Consider the following 14,576-nt stretch of genomic DNA (forward strand, 5'->3'; position numbering starts at 1 on the left):
TGGAGTCGCCGGCCCTGACATTCACCAGCACGTCAGGCATGTCGATTCTGTGCCTCGATCGCCTGCCTGTGCCGTTCCTCGACGCTGAGGCGGGCGGTCCGGATGTGGCGGCGCATGAGAAGGTCCGCCAGTTCCGAATCCCGTTCCTCGATCGCGTCGACGATCCGGTGGTGCTCCTTCAGCGCCTGGTAGGGCCGGGGGCTGGCGGTGCTGTACTGGTAGCGGTACATCCGGATCAGCTGGTAGAGCCCGCCGTCGAGGATGGCCAGCAGCTTCCTGTTCCGGCTTCCCTTGAGGATCCGGTAATGGAAATCGAGTTCGCCCTCCTTCTGGTAATAGGAGAGCCCCTGGTCTTCCGCGATGCTTTTTTCATGTTCGCGCAGCAGGCTTCGCAGCGACGCGATCTCCTCATCGGTCATGTTCACGGCCGCCAGGCTGGCGCCCAGGCCGCCAAGCGCTTCCCGGATCTGGTACGTCTCGATCAGTTCCTCGTAGGACAGGGAGACGACCCGCGCGCCGTGGTTCGGCGACCGGACGACGAGGCGCCGTTCTTCCAGGCGGCTCAACGCCTCGCGCAGCGTCCCGCGGCTGATGCCGTGCGCCTTGGACAGTTCCGGCTCGGAGATCTTGCTGCCCGCGGGAATCTCCCCCTTGGTGATCGCATCCTGCAGGATCTCGAAGACCCGGTCCGTCAGGGAAGCGGAGGACGGGCTGATATCGCGATTCGAATCCATTCTGTCGACACCTTTCTTTCATTGATGACCTTAATAGCCACTCTATGGGGTTAAATCCCGCTTTGCAAGCGGAATGTGTCGACACATTATCGGAGCAGGACAAGGGTCTCGGCCTGTCGGGCGATCGGGCGACATTCCGGTTCCGGTTTGGAGGGCGCGCATTGCACGCTCCTCGCATTTTCTGTTGACAGCGACGTCGATGCTCTTACAATCAGGATAGCCATACTAAACGGAGGGTTTAATCCAAAGCGCCGTGCTCGATATCGGTTCAAAGATCCGGCACCTGCGGCAGATCAACGGGCTGGCCCAGTCCGACCTGGCCGAGCGGGCCGGACTCACCAAGGGCGCCATCTCCCAGATCGAGCGCAACATCTCCACGCCTTCCGTCCCCACGCTCCTCGAAATCATTGCCGCCCTCAACGAAACGCCCTCCTCCTTCTTCGCCGCGGCCGACGAAGTCAGGGTCCTGTTCCGCAAATCCGAGGCGCTTCCTTCCGACCTTTCCGGCTACCACCGGTTCGTGACGCTGCTCCCACGCAGCCGCCGCCGGTCCGTCACCGCCTACAACGCCGTCATCCGGCCGGGAGGCAAGCCGATTCCCGAGCATGCGCAGGAAGGCGAAAACTTCGTGTTCGTGGTCAATGGGCGGCTCGGCCTCCAGCTCGGCAAGGCGGTCTATGTCGCCCGAAAAGGAGATAGCCTCTACTTCCGCGGCGAGAGCGGTTTCACCTTCCTCAACAAGGGGAAGGCGCCCGTCGAATTTCTTTGGGTCAAGGCCAATGCATAAGAAGAAAGAGGAGGGTCATGGACACGCCATCCGGTGAGGATGCCCTGACATTACCCGGCTCCGGGGGCAGAGCCGACGCTTACGATCCACCCTGGCCGCGCGTCACCGAGCGCGAGTGGAACGATTACCGGTGGCAGCTCGCGAACCGCGTGACCGACGTCGGGCAGCTGTCCGCGCTGCTCGAGCTCGACCCCGACGACCGCGCGCTGATGCGGCGGGTGACCGACCTCTACCGCGTCGGCATCACGCCCTACTACCTGTCGCTCATCCGGGCCGACGATCCCAACGACCCCATCGCGCTGCAGGCGATCCCCTCCGTCGAGGAGTTCACCGACGTCGGGCTCGACGACCCGCTCGAGGAAGAGAAGGACATGCCGGTGCCGGGTCTCACGCACCGCTACCCCGACCGGTGCCTGATGGTCGTCACCAACTTCTGCTCGATGTATTGCCGGCATTGCACCCGGAAGCGGATCTGGGTCCTGGGGGAGGGCGCCAAGACCGAGTTCGAGCTGTCGAAGATGTTCGCCTACATCCGCCGGCACGAGGAGATCCGCGACGTTATCGTCTCGGGGGGCGACCCGCTCACGCTGCCCACCGCGCGGCTCGAGTACATCCTCAAGAACCTGCGCCGGATACCCCACGTCGAGATCATCCGGATCGGCTCCCGCGTCCCCGTCGTCCTGCCCATGCGCATCGACGACGAGCTTTGCGACATGCTCGGAAAGTACGGCCCGATCTGGCTCAACACGCAGTTCAACCATCCACGCGAAATCACGCCCGAGGCGGCCCGCGCCTGCGACCGGCTACTCCGCGCCGGCGTCCCCGTCAACAACCAGACGGTCCTGCTCCGGGGGGTCAACGACCACCCCGAGGTGATCCGGAAGCTCAACACGTCGCTGCTCAAGGCCAAGGTCCGCCCCTACTACCTGTTCCAGTGCGACATGGTGCGCGGTCTAGAACATTTCCGCACCCGCCTATCGCGCGGCGTCGAGATCATGGAGGCGTTGCGTGGGCATACCTCGGGGCTGGCCATCCCGTCTTTCGTGGTCGATGTGCCGGGCGGCGGCGGCAAGATCCCGATCATGCCCAACTACATCCTGTCGATGGGCGAGGAACGCACCGTCCTGCGCAACTACGAGGGAATCATCGTGAGCTACGAGGAGGCGAAGGCTTCCGACCGCCCATCGGCGCAGCCCGAAGGCCCCGGGCCGGCTCCCCGCAACGACGTGTATCGCCTGATGACCGGCGAGGCCAAGTCGCTCATCCCGGCCGGCAACGAGCGGCTCGCCCGGAGGAAACGCCGTTGCGAATCGGCCTCGCCTTCAACGTAAGGCCGGCGGAGCATCCCGGCCACCTGCCCGAGGACGCGTTCGAGGAATTCGATTCGCCCGACGCCGTCCGGCAGATCATCGACGCCATCGCATCGTTCGGCCACGACGTCTTCCCGCTTCAGGCCGGCCCCGGCATCGTCGATGCGCTCCGCGAGACGCGCCCCGACTTCGTCTTCAACCTTGCGGAAGGGACCGGCGGCCGCTGCCGCGAGGCGCATGTCCCGGCGCTGCTCGAGCTGCTCGGCATCCCCTATTCCGGCTCCGACCCGCTGACGCTCTGCGTGACGCTCGACAAGCCCTCCGCCAAACGGATGGTTTCGAGCGGCGGCTTTCCGACCCCGCCGTTCGGCGTCTGCCGCAGCGTGGCCGACGCCGATGCCGTCGACCTCCCGTTCCCCGTCATCGTCAAGCCTGCCTTCGAAGGTTCGAGCAAGGGCGTGCGGCTCGCCTCCCGGGCGACGACTCCTGAGGCGATGCGCGACATGGTGCGCTTCGTCATCGAGACGTACGGACAGGAAGCCATCGTCGAGTCGTTCATCGCGGGGCCCGAGATCACGGTCGGCATCGTGGGCAACGGCGACGACGCTCGCGTGGTCGGCATGATGGAGATCGTCCCGAAGACCATGTCCAACGAGACGTTCGTCTACTCGCTCGAGGTCAAGCGCGACTGGAAACGCCAGGTCGAATATCGCGTCCCGCCCGCGCTGCCGCCCGATGTCCTCTCCGGGCTGTCAATGTGCGCGCTGGGCATCTACCGGCTGCTCGGCTGCCGCGATTTCTCCCGCATCGACTTCCGGGTCGACGGAATGGGTACCCCGCAGTTCATCGAGTGCAATCCGCTGCCCGGCCTTTGCCCCGGCTACGGCGACCTGCCGATCATGGCCGATGCGGTCGGCATCCCCCACAGGGCGCTGGTCGGCGAGATTCTCGGCCATGCGCTGGCGCGGAACGGGATGACCCCGGCATGAGGCCGAAGTCCGATAAAACCGCCCCGCGCATCGCGGTGCTCTACACCTGCGTCAACGCGGCGCTGGCCGAGGTTCATGAGGACCTCCGGGCTTCGATGGACCTTGCGCTCAACGCCTCCGCGATCGCCGGGGCGCTGACCTCCGCCGGGTTCGACGCTCACCCGCTCCTGTTCGGGCGCGAGCCGGGGGCGCTCTGCGACGCGCTCCGCGCCTTCGCGCCCGCCGCGGTCTTCAACCTGGCCGAAGGGCCGCTCGACTGCGCCCAGAAGGAGCCGCACGGCGCTGCCCTGCTCGAGCTGCTGCAGCTTCCCTACACCGGGAACGGGCCCTCCGCACTGTCCTTGTGCAACGACAAGGCGCTGGTCAAGGCGCTCCTGGCGCAGGCAGGGATCGCCACGCCGCGCCATCGCCTCTACGGCGCCACCTCCCGCGGGAAGTCGGGACTCCGCTTCCCGGTCATCGTGAAGCCGGCGCGCGAGGACGGCTCTGCGGGCATCACCGACGCGAGCGTCGTCGACTCCGAAGCCGGGCTGCGCCGGCAGGTGGCCCGCGTCATCGCGGAGTTCCGCCAGGAAGCACTGGCCGAGGAGTTCGTCGGGGGGCGGGAATTCAACGTCGCCGTCCTGGGAAACGGCACCGGCCCCGATCCGTACCGGGCGTTGCCGCCCGGAGAGCTCGTCTACGACGAACCTGCGTGGCGCGTCTGCTGCTTCGCGTCGAAGTGGGACCCGACCCACCCGGCCTACGACGCCATCCGATCCGTCGTCCCGGCGAGGATCCCGGCCGGCCTCCGGCGCACCCTGCAGACAACCGCGCTCGCCTGCGCCCGGCTCTTCGGGGTGCGCGGCTACGCCCGCGTCGATTTCCGGGCCGATTCCGAAGGGCGCCCGCACGTGCTCGAGGTGAATCCCAACCCCGACATTTCTTCCGACGCCGGGATGGCGCGGGCGGCCGCCGCGGCCGGCCTGTCCTATTCGGCGATGATCGCCGAGATCCTGCGGCTTGGCATCGGGCTGGGGGCGAGGTGAGTCTCCGGATCCGGAAGATCGAGTCGGGGGATCGCGACCCGATCGGGGCGCTGATTTCCGGCACGCGCGTCTTCAAGCCGCACGAGGTCGACGTCGCGCTGGAGCTGGTCGATATCGCGCTCACGAAGCCCGGCCAGGACGACTACCATCCTTACGTCCTTGTCGAGGAAGACGGCGCCGTGGTCGCCTATGCCTGCTTCGGGAAGAATCCGATGACTACGGGCACGTTCGACCTTTACTGGCTGGCGACCCGCGTCGACCGGCACGGCCGCGGATACGGCCGGAAGCTCGTGGCGTTCGTCGAGGAACGGGTGCGGGAGATGGGGGGCTACCTGCTGGTCATCGAAACGTCGTCGAAGGAATGCTACGGCGATACGCGGGCGTTCTACGACAAGATCGGCTGCGCGCTCGCGGCGCAGCTGCCCGACTACTACGACCGGGGCGACGACAAGCTTGTCTACCTGCGGCGGATTGTGTAGCGCGCCGCCCGGTCAGAAGGCGCGAGCAGCCTCGATCCCGAAGATGTCGGCCCGGGACTTGGGTTGCATCAGCCCGAACGCTCCGCCACCGGCCGGCGTCACATCGGAAGCCTGGAAGCGCCAGCCGTCGTAGAACAGGCCGCCACGCCAGGGGCCCTTGACGATCCCGACGCTCCCGTACAATGACAGGTTGCCCTTGGGGCTGACGTTGACCTTCCCGAAACCGGGGAACTTGGCCGAATTGTAGGTGGACAAGGGAAGCTTGAGCCCGAGCTCGCCGTAGCCCCGGACCGGGGTTGCGCCGATCACGAGGTCGGCCTCGGCCCGGGCGCCGCCGCGGGCGAAAACGCTGTCCCATGTCTCGAGGTAGCCGGTGGCCTGGGGAGTCGTCCGAAGGTCGCGGCGCCAATAGTTCCAGGCCAACCCGAGATAAGGCTCGACCTGCGACTCGGCCACGAAATGGTAGACGGCCCCGATGTCGGCGCCGATGCCGAACCCGACGTAGCGGACGTCGGTCGAGACCGGCGTCCCGCCCTGCGTGTGGCCGTCGTAATCGACGTAGCCGAACATGCCCTCGACGTGGGGGGTGAACGTGATGTCTTCCCGGTTGTAGCGGCGGGAGGCGCCCAGCTGGAGCCGGGGACCGCTCTCCTTGAGCAGGCGGGTGTCCCCGTCGTACTCGCGCCAGTTGAAGTATTCGAGCCGTGCTGTCGCCAGGTTCGAGGCGGTCACGGGCGATTCCCCGCTGGGCTCCTGCAGGAAATCCGCTTCGAGCGCGAATGCCCCGGTCGCGGGCAAAAGGAACGAAAGCGCCAGGGCGCAGGTTAGTCGTCTGGGCAGTCGGGAAATCCTCACGGGGCCTCCGGGGCAGGGAATCCGGCTAGAAGGAATAGCCGGCGTTGAGCGAATAGATGTCGGCAGCCGACTTGCGCTGGGCGACCGGTGTCGCGTCGGGCAGCGCGACCGGGTCGGAGTTCATGAAGCGCCAGCTGTCGTAGGAGACGCCGAAACGCCACCGGTCGATCACGACGCCCGCCTCGGCGAATGCCGATAACGCGCCCCGCGGCTTGAGGTTGACCTTCCCCTGGCCGGCGAGCTTGACGGAATCCTGGGTGGAAAGCGGCATCCTGAGCCCGAGCTCGCCGTAGCCGCGGAACGGCTTCTGCCCGGCCACGAGATTGGCGGAGGCACGCGCCCCGCCGCGGGCGTAGATGGTGTCCCACGTTTCGCGCGGCCCGCCCCAGGACGCGATGTCGCGCCGCCACCAGTTCCAGCCGAGGCCGAGGAAGGGCTCGACCGTCGATTCTCCCTGCAGGTGGTAGACCACGCCGACGTCGGCGCCGACATCGAAGCCGAGGTACTTGGCGTAAGTATCGATGTAGCGATTGGGAGCATAACCGAGCGTCCCCTCGTTGCCCACGTAACCGACCATGGCGCCCACGCGGGGAGTGAAGGTGATGTCGTCCCGGTTGTAGCTGCGCGCGACGCCGACCGAGAGACGCGGGCCGGATTCCTTGGCGCGCGAGAGCTTGCCGTCATATTCGCGCCAGTTGAAATACTCGAGACGCCCCCAGGCCTGGTTCGATACCGAAACCGGAGAGTCGTTCCCGCTCTGGCTCAGGAAATCTTCTTCGGCGGAGGCCGGCATTGAAGATCCCGTCGCGCAAAGGACCGAAACGGCCGCGACCCCTATCCACAAACCCAGTTTATTCAGGCGCATGCAATCCTCCCGTTCCGGGGCGTTTCATTACTTATCGGCAACCCCCGAAAATTCTTTATCCTACATTGTAAAGCGCTCCCGGTGGACGGAAAATAGAAAGGATGACCCCTGTCCCGACAAACACCCGTATTTTCGTTCCCGCGATGGACTGCCCCGACGAGGAGCGCGAGATCCGTGCGGCGCTCTCCCGACTCCCGACCGTTTCCTCGCTGACGTTCCACCTGTTCTCCCGGCAGGTCGAGGTCCTCCACGAAAACGACCTCGACCGCATCCTGGCCGCGCTCCGGGAAATCGGCATGCCCGGGCAGGCGGTGGACGAATCGTTCCGGAAGACCGACCTTCCCGAAGCCCCGAGTGCGCCGCTGCGCACCTTCGGCGCCTCGCTGTTGCTGCTGGCGCTCGCCGTCGCCGCCCGGTTGCTCCACCTGTTCCCCGAAGCCGGCGCCTGGACCTTCCTCCCCGCCGTCCTCGTCGGCGGATTTCCCGTCGCCTGGCGCGGGTTCCGCGAGGTCCGAAACCGGTCGCTCAACATGAACGCGCTGATGACCCTATCGATCGCCGGCGCCGCGGCCATGGGCGAAATGACGGAAGCAGCGGTCGTCGTCACCCTGTTCGCGCTGGCCAACTACCTTGAGGCCAAGAGCCTCGACCGGGCGCGTCGCGCCACCGCCGCGCTGTTCGAACGCGCGCCGGAACAGGCCGTCGTCCGCGAGGACGGGGCCGACCGGGTGATTCCCGCCGAGTACGTCCGGCCGGGCGACCTGCTGGTGATCCGCGCCGGAGAGCGGGTTCCCGTCGACGCGATCGTCCGGGAGGGCGTTTCCGAGGTCGACGAGTCGGTGCTGACCGGGGAATCGCTCCCGGTCTCCAAGTCCCCCGAGAGCGAGCTTCATGCCGGCGCCGTCAACGGACTCGGGCTCCTGCTGGCCGAAGCTGTGCGGCCGCTGTCCGATTCGACGCTTGCCCGGATCCTGCGCCGGGTCGAGGAGGCGCAGGCGGGGAAGGCGCCCGTCCAGGCGGCCATGGAGCGATTCGCGTCGATCTACACGCCCGCCGTGCTCGTCCTGGGCATCCTCACCGCCGCCGTCCCCCCGCTGCTCGGGATGGGCACCCCCCTGGCCTGGGCCTACCGGGCGCTGGTCGTGCTCGTCATCGCCTGCCCGTGCGCCATCGTCCTGGCCGCGCCGGTCGCCACCATCTCGGCGCTGACGCGCGCGACCCGCGAAGGCATCCTCGTCAAAGGAACGAACGCGCTCGAGACGCTCGGTCGCGTCAGCGCCGTCGCGTTCGACAAGACCGGCACGTTGACGCGCGGCCGCCTGCGCGCCGTGCGGGTGCGGCCGCTGGGCGGCGCCACGGCCCGCGAAGTCGTCCGGCTCGCGGCCACCGTCGAGTTCGGATCCGCGCACCCGGCCGCCGAGGCGCTGCGCCACGAAGCGCAGCGGCTCGGGCTCGCCGGCGCGCTCGACACCTCCCGGGCAACCGGCTTCGCCGTCCACGAAGGACGCGGCGTCTCGGCCGAGATCGAAGGCCGGACGATCTACGTCGGCAACCGGCGGCTGTTCGACGAGATCGGCGACGCCGGTCCCGAGATCGATGCCGCGCTGGCCAGGGGCGGGGCCCCCTCCGGGCGGACGCTGTCGATCGTCGGGAGCGCATCCGGCGTCCTGGGCATCATCGAGATGGAGGACGTCCCCCGAGACGAAGCGGAATCGGTCGTGCGCGCGCTCCGGGCCATGGGAATCTTTCGGCTCGCGATGCTGACCGGCGACCAGGACGACGTGGCGCGGGCCACAGCCGCCGCCGTGGGAATCGAAGAGGTCTACGCCGGACTGCTCCCCGAGGACAAGCAGATGCTGGTCCGCCGGATGGTCTCCGAAAAGGGGATCGTCGCGTTCGTCGGAGACGGCATCAACGACGCCCCCGCGCTGGCGCTGGCTTCCGTCGGCATCGCCATGGGATCGGCCGGCTCGCCCGCCGCGATCGAGACGGCCGACGTCGTCCTGATGTCGGGCGACCTGCACCGGCTCCCCGGCGCCGTCGCGCTCGGCCGCCGCATGGTGTCCGTCGTCCGCCAGAACGTGGCGGCGTCGCTCTTCATCAAGGCCTGCTTCCTCGCAGCGGCGGCGGCAGGCTATGCGTCGCTCTGGATGGCGGTCGTTGCCGACATGGGCACGACGCTGCTCGTCATTTTCAACGGCTTGCGGCTGCTGGGGTCCATTCCCCGGAAGGGAAGGTAACGCCCCGTGACGAAGTCCAGGCTCCACCGGAACGTCCTCGCGCTGGGCATCGTCAGTTTCTTCACCGACTTCTCCAGCGAGATGATCTATCCGCTGCTCCCCGTATTCCTCTCCGCGACGCTGGGCGCGGGCCCGGCGGCGCTCGGACTCATCGAGGGCGTCGCGGAAACGACGGCCAGCCTGCTCAAGCTGTTTTCCGGCATGGCGTCCGACCGGGTGAAACGGAAAAAGCCGCTGGTGCTGGCCGGCTACGGGCTTTCGGCGCTGATGCGGCCGATGATGGCGTTCGCGTTTGCCTGGCCGCACGTCCTGGTGGTGCGATTCGCCGACCGGATCGGCAAGGGCGTGCGCACCTCGCCGCGTGACGCGCTGCTCGCCGCCTACGTCCCGCCGGCGGACCGCGGGCGCGCCTACGGGCTCCAGCGGGCGATGGACCATCTCGGCGCGGTCGTCGGACCGCTCGCCGCCTTCGCCCTGCTTTATGGCGCCGGCTTGCCGCTGCGCACGGTGTTCCTCTGGTCGGCCGTCCCCGGCGCCGTCGCCGTCATCGTGCTCCTCACGGCCGTGCGGGAAGTCCCCGGGCCGAAGCCCGCGGGCCCGCCGCCGAAGCTGTTCGGAACGGCGCTTCCCGACCCGTTCCGCCGCTACATTGCCATCGTGGCGCTGTTCACGCTGGGCAACGCGAGCGACGCCTTCCTCATCCTGCGCGCCGTCCAGGAAGGCATCCACGTCAAGTACGTCCCGCTTTTGTGGGGTGCGTTCCACGTCGTCAAATCGACGCTCTCGACGCCCGCGGGCGCGCTGGCCGACCGGTGGGACCGGAAGAAGATGATCGTTGCGGGATGGATGGTCTACGCGGCGACCTACGCCGCCTGGGGATTTGCGGAAGGGCCCGCCTGGATGGTCGCCCTGTTCCTCGTCTATGCGCTATACTCGGCCGCGACCGAGGGCGCCGAGCGGGCGCTCGTGGCCGACTTCGTGCCGCAGTCGCTGCGCGGCACCGCGTTCGGCTGGTTCCACCTGGCGGTCGGCATCTCGGCGCTTCCCGCCAGCGTCCTGTTCGGCGCGCTCTACGCCTGGCGCGGCGCGCCGACCGCCTTCCTGACCGCCGCTGCGCTCGCGCTGCTCTCATCGGTGCTGTTGCTGGCGCTCAAGACGCCGCGTCCGGGGGATGCCCGCTGAATCCGGCCCTTCAGATCATCGTCTTCGGGTCGAGGATCGCGTCGATCTCCTCCTTCGGCATCAGCGCCTTTTCGGTCAGCAGCTCGCGAATCGTCTTCCCCGTGACGAAGGCCTCGTGCGCCAGCTCGGCGGCCTTGTTGTAGCCGATCCTGACCGCCAGCGGCGTCACCATCGCGAGGCTGCGCTCGATCGATTGGGCGCACTTCTCCCGGTTGGCCGTGATGCCTCCGACGCACTTCCCCGAGAGCAACCCGGCCGCGGCCGTCAGGAGCGACGCCGATTCGAGCACGTTCCTGGCGATCACCGGCAGCATGACATTGAGCTCGAGGATGCCGAGCGCGCCGCCGAGCGTCACCGCCGCATCGTTCCCGATCACCTGCGCCGAGACCTGGATCGTCATCTCGAGGATCACCGGGTTGACCTTGCCCGGCATGATCGACGAACCGGGCTGCAGCTCGGGCAGGTCGATTTCGCCAAACCCGCAGCGGGGTCCCGAAGCGAGGAGCCGCAGGTCGTGCGCGATCTTCAGGAGCGAGACCGCCATCCCCTTCAGGGCGCCCGACGCCGCGACGAGCGGGTCCTGAGCCCCCATCGCCTCGAAACGGTTCTCGGCCGCGCGGAAGGGGATTCCGGTCGCCGATGCGATGGCCGCAATCGTTCGTGGCGCGAAATCGGGGTGTGCGTTGAGCCCGGTCCCCACTGCCGTCCCGCCCAACGGCAGCGCCTCGAGGTCGTGGTACGTCGACCGGATCCGGTTCAGCCCGTTTGCGACCTGCGCCGCGTAGGCCGAGAACTCCTGCCCCAGCGTCACCGGCACCGCATCCTGCAGGTGCGTCCGCCCGATCTTGAGCACGTCCGCGAATTCGGCCGCCTTGGCCGACAGCGCCTCGCGCAGCGCCTCGAACGCCGGCGCGACTTCTTCCGACAACGCCCGCCGCGCCGCAATCCGGATCGCCGACGGGATCACGTCGTTGCTCGACTGGCAGCGGTTGACGTGGTCATTGGGATGCACCGGCGCGTTGCCGCCGCGCGGCCCCCCGAGAAGCTCGTTCGCGCGGTTGGCCAGCACCTCGTTGACGTTCATGTTGGTCGACGTGCCCGACCCGGTCTGGAACACGTCGACGACGAACTGGTCGTCGAACTTCCCGGCGACGGCTTCCCGCGACGCCGCGGCGATCGCCTCCGCCAGTTCCGGCTTCAGCAGGCCGAGCGTCGCATTGCTCTTTGCCCCGAGTCCCTTGATCATCGCCGCCGCGTGCGCCACGGCCATCGGCATCGGGCTGCCGCTCACGGGAAAGTTGTCGACCGCCCGCTGCGTCTGCGCCCCGTAATACGCCTCCGCGGGAACCCGGACTTCGCCCATCGAATCCTTCTCGACCCGGTAGGTCGTCATGCCCTTTTCCCCCTTTCCATGCCGCCTTCAAAGCGGATCGGCTCGTATTGCTCCGTCGCCGGGTTGTAGTCGTAGACCGTCCCCGACGCAATGTGGAAAAACCAGGCGTGCACATGGAGCCGATCCTCGGCGATCGCCCGCTGCACGACCGGGTAGGTGCACAGGTTCTCGAGTTGCACCAGCACGTTTTCCTCGAACGAGATGGCGAAGCGCTCCTCGTGGGAAAGATCGGGATAGCTCGCGGCGACGACCCGGACCGTCCGGTCGCCCAGCTTCAGCCACTCGGCGATGTGGGGTGTCCGGCCATCCTCGAACCGGCTGCGATCGGCGTAAAGCGCCTTGATCGAGCCGCAGTCGGTATGGCCGCAGATGACGATATCCTTGACGCGCAGGAAGTCGACGGCGTATTCCACCGCGGCCCCGACCCCGGTGACGTCCGGATGGCCCTCCCGGTAAGGCGGCACGAAATTGCCGATGTTGCGGACGACGAACAGGTCGCCCGGTTTCGCGCGCGTCAGGAACGTCGGGTCGATGCGGGAGTCGCAGCAGGTGATGAACAGGGCGTCCGGGTTCTGCCCGTGAGCCGCGAGATGCTCGAACACCTCGCGATACTCGCCCCAGTATTCGTCGCGGAATCGGTGGATTCCGGAAATCAGCTTTTTCACGATGTGCTCGCCTCCGCCTTACGCTTCTGCCTTTATCCTATCCGACCCCGCGGAGACGCGGTTCGCCAAAATGGGGGCGGGAAGGAGGAGACCTTGACGTTCGTCAAGGACGCCCGTGAAATCGTCCGCGTATACTGGAAACATCAAGCCGATATTGCCGGAGGTCTTTCGAATGGATCGCTATACCAAGGGTTTCGTGCTCGCCTCGCTCGTCTACCTGATGGCCGCAGGTGCCATCGGGGCGCTGACGCGCGGCGCCGCCGCCTCGCCCGAATGGGTCAAGTTCGCCCACGTCCACTTCAACCTGGCGGGCTTCATGTCGATGATGATCTACGGGGTGGGCTACTTCATCCTGCCCCGCTTCAACGGAACGACGCTCAAGTTTCCCGGCTGGGTACCGATCCACTTCTGGCTCGCGAACATCGGGCTGCTCGGGATGGTCTCGACCTTCCGGCCGGAGATCCCGCCGGCCTTCCATGCCTTCGCTGCCGTCTCGGTGATCGGAAACGCCGTCTTCGTCGTCAACCTGGTCGCCACCATGCTGTTCAAGGAGGCGGACGCCGAGGAGGAACCGGTCGCGGCGCCCGCGCCAGGCCCCGCGACGGCATCCACCGGCGCCCCGGACGCAACGTCCTCCTGCTGTTCCCCGGCCGCCGTGTCGCCGCAGGACGCTTTCGGGACGGATACCCCCGTCGCCCTCTCTCCCGACCTCCGGGTCGGCGAGCTCATCACCCGGTGGCCGCACGCCGCCGACGCGCTCGTCAAGGCGGGCCTTGGCGGGCTGGCAGACCCGGCGCACCGGGAGCAGATCAAGTCGATTCCCGTGACCGTCCGGATGGCGTGCCAGCGCCACAACCTCGATCTCGGCCCCACGATGCTGCTGCTGTCGGAAGCCACGGGGCTGCCGATCGTCGCGGCCGGCCCGGCGCCCACGGCCGCCTCCCCCGCTCCCGCCGGCGGCAAAGCATCCGTCGCCGTCACCGCCACCGTCCGCCGCGGCGCAGCCATAGGGCCCGACGCGATCCTGGGCGACATCCTCGCGGTCTACCCCGAGACGGAAAAAGTGTTTCGCAAGCATTTCGGCGGCGGCTGCTTCTCGTGCCCGGGACAGAAGACCGAGTCGGTGCGCCAGAGCGCCCTGCTGCACAACCTCGACATGAAGGCGGTGCTCGCCGACCTCAACAAGGCTGCGGGGGCTACTTCCCCATCATGATGTAGCTTTTCGCGTCGATGAACGGCACGGCGCCGCCGGTGACCGATGGGAGGACACCGTTCCACTTGCGGATCGCCTCCTGCTGCGCCTCGATCGCCCGAAGCTGGATCAGCTCCGACGAGACGTTCTGCTTCTGGAGCCGAAGCGACTCGGCCTCGGCCTGCGCCGACGCGATCTTCTGCTGCGCCTCGATCTTGATCCGGTCGAGGTCGCGCGCCGCCTTGAGCGCGAGCTGCTCGGCGGTCTGCTTCGATTCGATCGCCTGCGTGAACTGCGCGCTGAACTTGAAGTTCACGATCGAGACGTCGACGACGGACAGGTTGTACGCCATCAGCCGCGCCTTGAGCAGCTCCTTGATCTCGGAGCGGATCTTCTCGCGCGTCGTGATCAGCTCGACCGCCGTGTACTTTGCCGTGGTCGCCTTGACGACCTCCTGGGCGACGGGATCGATGACGCGCTCGCGGTAGCCCTCGCCGATGTGCTGGAAGAGCCAGCCCGCCTTGTCGGGGATGACGTTGTAGTTGACCGCGATCGTCTCCTGGATGTCCTGCATGTCCTTCGACGACGCTTCGGCCTCGGTCTGCTCCTTCTGGACCTTGACGTCGATGCGCACGATCTTCTGGTAGCCGGGGATCCGGAAGTGGATCCCCTCGTCGAGGACGATCGGCTGCACCGCGCCGAAGTTGAGGACGACGCCCCGCTGCCCCGGCCCGACGATCACGAACGGGTTGAGGCCGCCCAGCACGATCAGCGCAACGACGACCGCCGCCACCACCCCGATCACGCGCTTGGCTTTCTGCATGCCTGCCGGATCGATCACGATCTTCTCCATCGTC

General features: G+C 67.4%; 14 protein-coding genes. 8 read left to right on the top strand and 6 right to left on the bottom strand.

The features are described from left to right. Window positions 1-32 precede the first annotated feature (32 nt). Window positions 33-734, bottom strand: a complete 702-nt coding sequence (locus VGK27_02790) for a GntR family transcriptional regulator (GenBank protein HEY3489032.1) — start codon at window positions 732-734, stop codon at window positions 33-35. A gap of 253 nt (window positions 735-987) precedes the next feature. Between VGK27_02790 and VGK27_02795 the strand changes: the two genes are divergently transcribed. The 5 genes from VGK27_02795 to VGK27_02815 are packed head-to-tail and all read left to right on the top strand — an operon-like array spanning window position 988 to window position 5,327. Beyond that, window positions 988-1,521 carry an XRE family transcriptional regulator gene (locus tag VGK27_02795; protein ID HEY3489033.1) on the top strand — a complete coding sequence of 178 codons (534 nt, stop codon included), beginning with the start codon at window positions 988-990 and terminating at the stop codon, window positions 1,519-1,521. A 17-nt stretch (window positions 1,522-1,538) separates the two neighbouring features. Further along, window positions 1,539-2,852: a KamA family radical SAM protein gene (locus VGK27_02800; protein HEY3489034.1), complete on the top strand. Its 1,314-nt coding sequence runs from the start codon at window positions 1,539-1,541 to the stop codon at window positions 2,850-2,852. Continuing rightward, complete coding sequence (locus VGK27_02805; protein ID HEY3489035.1) at window positions 2,825-3,820, top strand: hypothetical protein; 996 nt, start codon at window positions 2,825-2,827, stop codon at window positions 3,818-3,820. Before VGK27_02800 ends, VGK27_02805 begins: the two co-directional genes overlap by 28 nt. Beyond that, window positions 3,817-4,848, top strand: a complete 1,032-nt coding sequence (locus tag VGK27_02810; protein HEY3489036.1) for a hypothetical protein — start codon at window positions 3,817-3,819, stop codon at window positions 4,846-4,848. Before VGK27_02805 ends, VGK27_02810 begins: the two co-directional genes overlap by 4 nt. Beyond that, window positions 4,845-5,327, top strand: a complete 483-nt coding sequence (locus tag VGK27_02815) for a GNAT family N-acetyltransferase (GenBank protein ID HEY3489037.1) — start codon at window positions 4,845-4,847, stop codon at window positions 5,325-5,327. The genes VGK27_02810 and VGK27_02815 overlap by 4 nt, the downstream gene beginning before the upstream one ends. A 12-nt stretch (window positions 5,328-5,339) precedes the next feature. Here VGK27_02815 and VGK27_02820 read toward each other — a convergent pair whose 3' ends face one another. After that, entirely contained in the window at window positions 5,340-6,182 is an 843-nt protein-coding gene (locus VGK27_02820) for a hypothetical protein (GenBank protein ID HEY3489038.1), read from the bottom strand. Between the two features lie 25 nt (window positions 6,183-6,207). Next, window positions 6,208-7,047 carry an autotransporter domain-containing protein gene (locus VGK27_02825; GenBank protein ID HEY3489039.1) on the bottom strand — a complete coding sequence of 280 codons (840 nt, stop codon included), beginning with the start codon at window positions 7,045-7,047 and terminating at the stop codon, window positions 6,208-6,210. A 101-nt stretch (window positions 7,048-7,148) separates the two neighbouring features. Here VGK27_02825 and VGK27_02830 point away from each other — a divergent pair, with 101 nt between their 5' ends. Further along, window positions 7,149-9,287, top strand: a complete 2,139-nt coding sequence (locus VGK27_02830; protein HEY3489040.1) for a cation-translocating P-type ATPase — start codon at window positions 7,149-7,151, stop codon at window positions 9,285-9,287. 6 nt (window positions 9,288-9,293) lie between these two features. Beyond that, window positions 9,294-10,469, top strand: a complete 1,176-nt coding sequence (locus tag VGK27_02835; GenBank protein HEY3489041.1) for an MFS transporter — start codon at window positions 9,294-9,296, stop codon at window positions 10,467-10,469. Between the two features lie 10 nt (window positions 10,470-10,479). Here VGK27_02835 and VGK27_02840 read toward each other — a convergent pair whose 3' ends face one another. Together VGK27_02840 and VGK27_02845 are read right to left on the bottom strand one after the other, a co-directional pair. Beyond that, entirely contained in the window at window positions 10,480-11,862 is a 1,383-nt protein-coding gene (locus VGK27_02840; protein ID HEY3489042.1) for a class II fumarate hydratase, read from the bottom strand. Beyond that, window positions 11,859-12,527 (bottom strand): carbonic anhydrase, encoded by a 669-nt coding sequence (locus VGK27_02845; GenBank protein HEY3489043.1) that lies wholly within the window; start codon window positions 12,525-12,527, stop codon window positions 11,859-11,861. The genes VGK27_02840 and VGK27_02845 overlap by 4 nt, the downstream gene beginning before the upstream one ends. Window positions 12,528-12,699: 172 nt before the next feature. Here VGK27_02845 and VGK27_02850 point away from each other — a divergent pair, with 172 nt between their 5' ends. Then, window positions 12,700-13,740, top strand: a complete 1,041-nt coding sequence (locus VGK27_02850; GenBank protein HEY3489044.1) for a hypothetical protein — start codon at window positions 12,700-12,702, stop codon at window positions 13,738-13,740. Here VGK27_02850 and VGK27_02855 read toward each other — a convergent pair. After that, window positions 13,724-14,572: a prohibitin family protein gene (locus tag VGK27_02855; GenBank protein HEY3489045.1), complete on the bottom strand. Its 849-nt coding sequence runs from the start codon at window positions 14,570-14,572 to the stop codon at window positions 13,724-13,726. The genes VGK27_02850 and VGK27_02855 overlap by 17 nt on opposite strands. Between the last annotated feature and the right edge of the window lie 4 nt (window positions 14,573-14,576).

It is taken from the genome of Candidatus Deferrimicrobiaceae bacterium (genome assembly GCA_036504035.1).
GTDB lineage: Bacteria > Desulfobacterota > Deferrimicrobia > Deferrimicrobiales > Deferrimicrobiaceae > JANXPS01.

What these genes read in the sequence shown, in the direction of transcription:
- VGK27_02850 (HEY3489044.1), top strand. Translation starts at nt 12,700, where the DNA reads ATGGATCGCTATACCAAGGGTTTCGTGCTCGCCTCGCTCGTCTACCTG.
- VGK27_02825 (HEY3489039.1), bottom strand. Translation starts at nt 7,047, where the DNA reads ATGCGCCTGAATAAACTGGGTTTGTGGATAGGGGTCGCGGCCGTTTCG.
- VGK27_02790 (HEY3489032.1), bottom strand. Translation starts at nt 734, where the DNA reads ATGGATTCGAATCGCGATATCAGCCCGTCCTCCGCTTCCCTGACGGAC.
- VGK27_02840 (HEY3489042.1), bottom strand. Translation starts at nt 11,862, where the DNA reads ATGACGACCTACCGGGTCGAGAAGGATTCGATGGGCGAAGTCCGGGTT.
- VGK27_02800 (HEY3489034.1), top strand. Translation starts at nt 1,539, where the DNA reads ATGGACACGCCATCCGGTGAGGATGCCCTGACATTACCCGGCTCCGGG.
- VGK27_02830 (HEY3489040.1), top strand. Translation starts at nt 7,149, where the DNA reads ATGACCCCTGTCCCGACAAACACCCGTATTTTCGTTCCCGCGATGGAC.
- VGK27_02810 (HEY3489036.1), top strand. Translation starts at nt 3,817, where the DNA reads ATGAGGCCGAAGTCCGATAAAACCGCCCCGCGCATCGCGGTGCTCTAC.
- VGK27_02855 (HEY3489045.1), bottom strand. Translation starts at nt 14,572, where the DNA reads ATGGAGAAGATCGTGATCGATCCGGCAGGCATGCAGAAAGCCAAGCGC.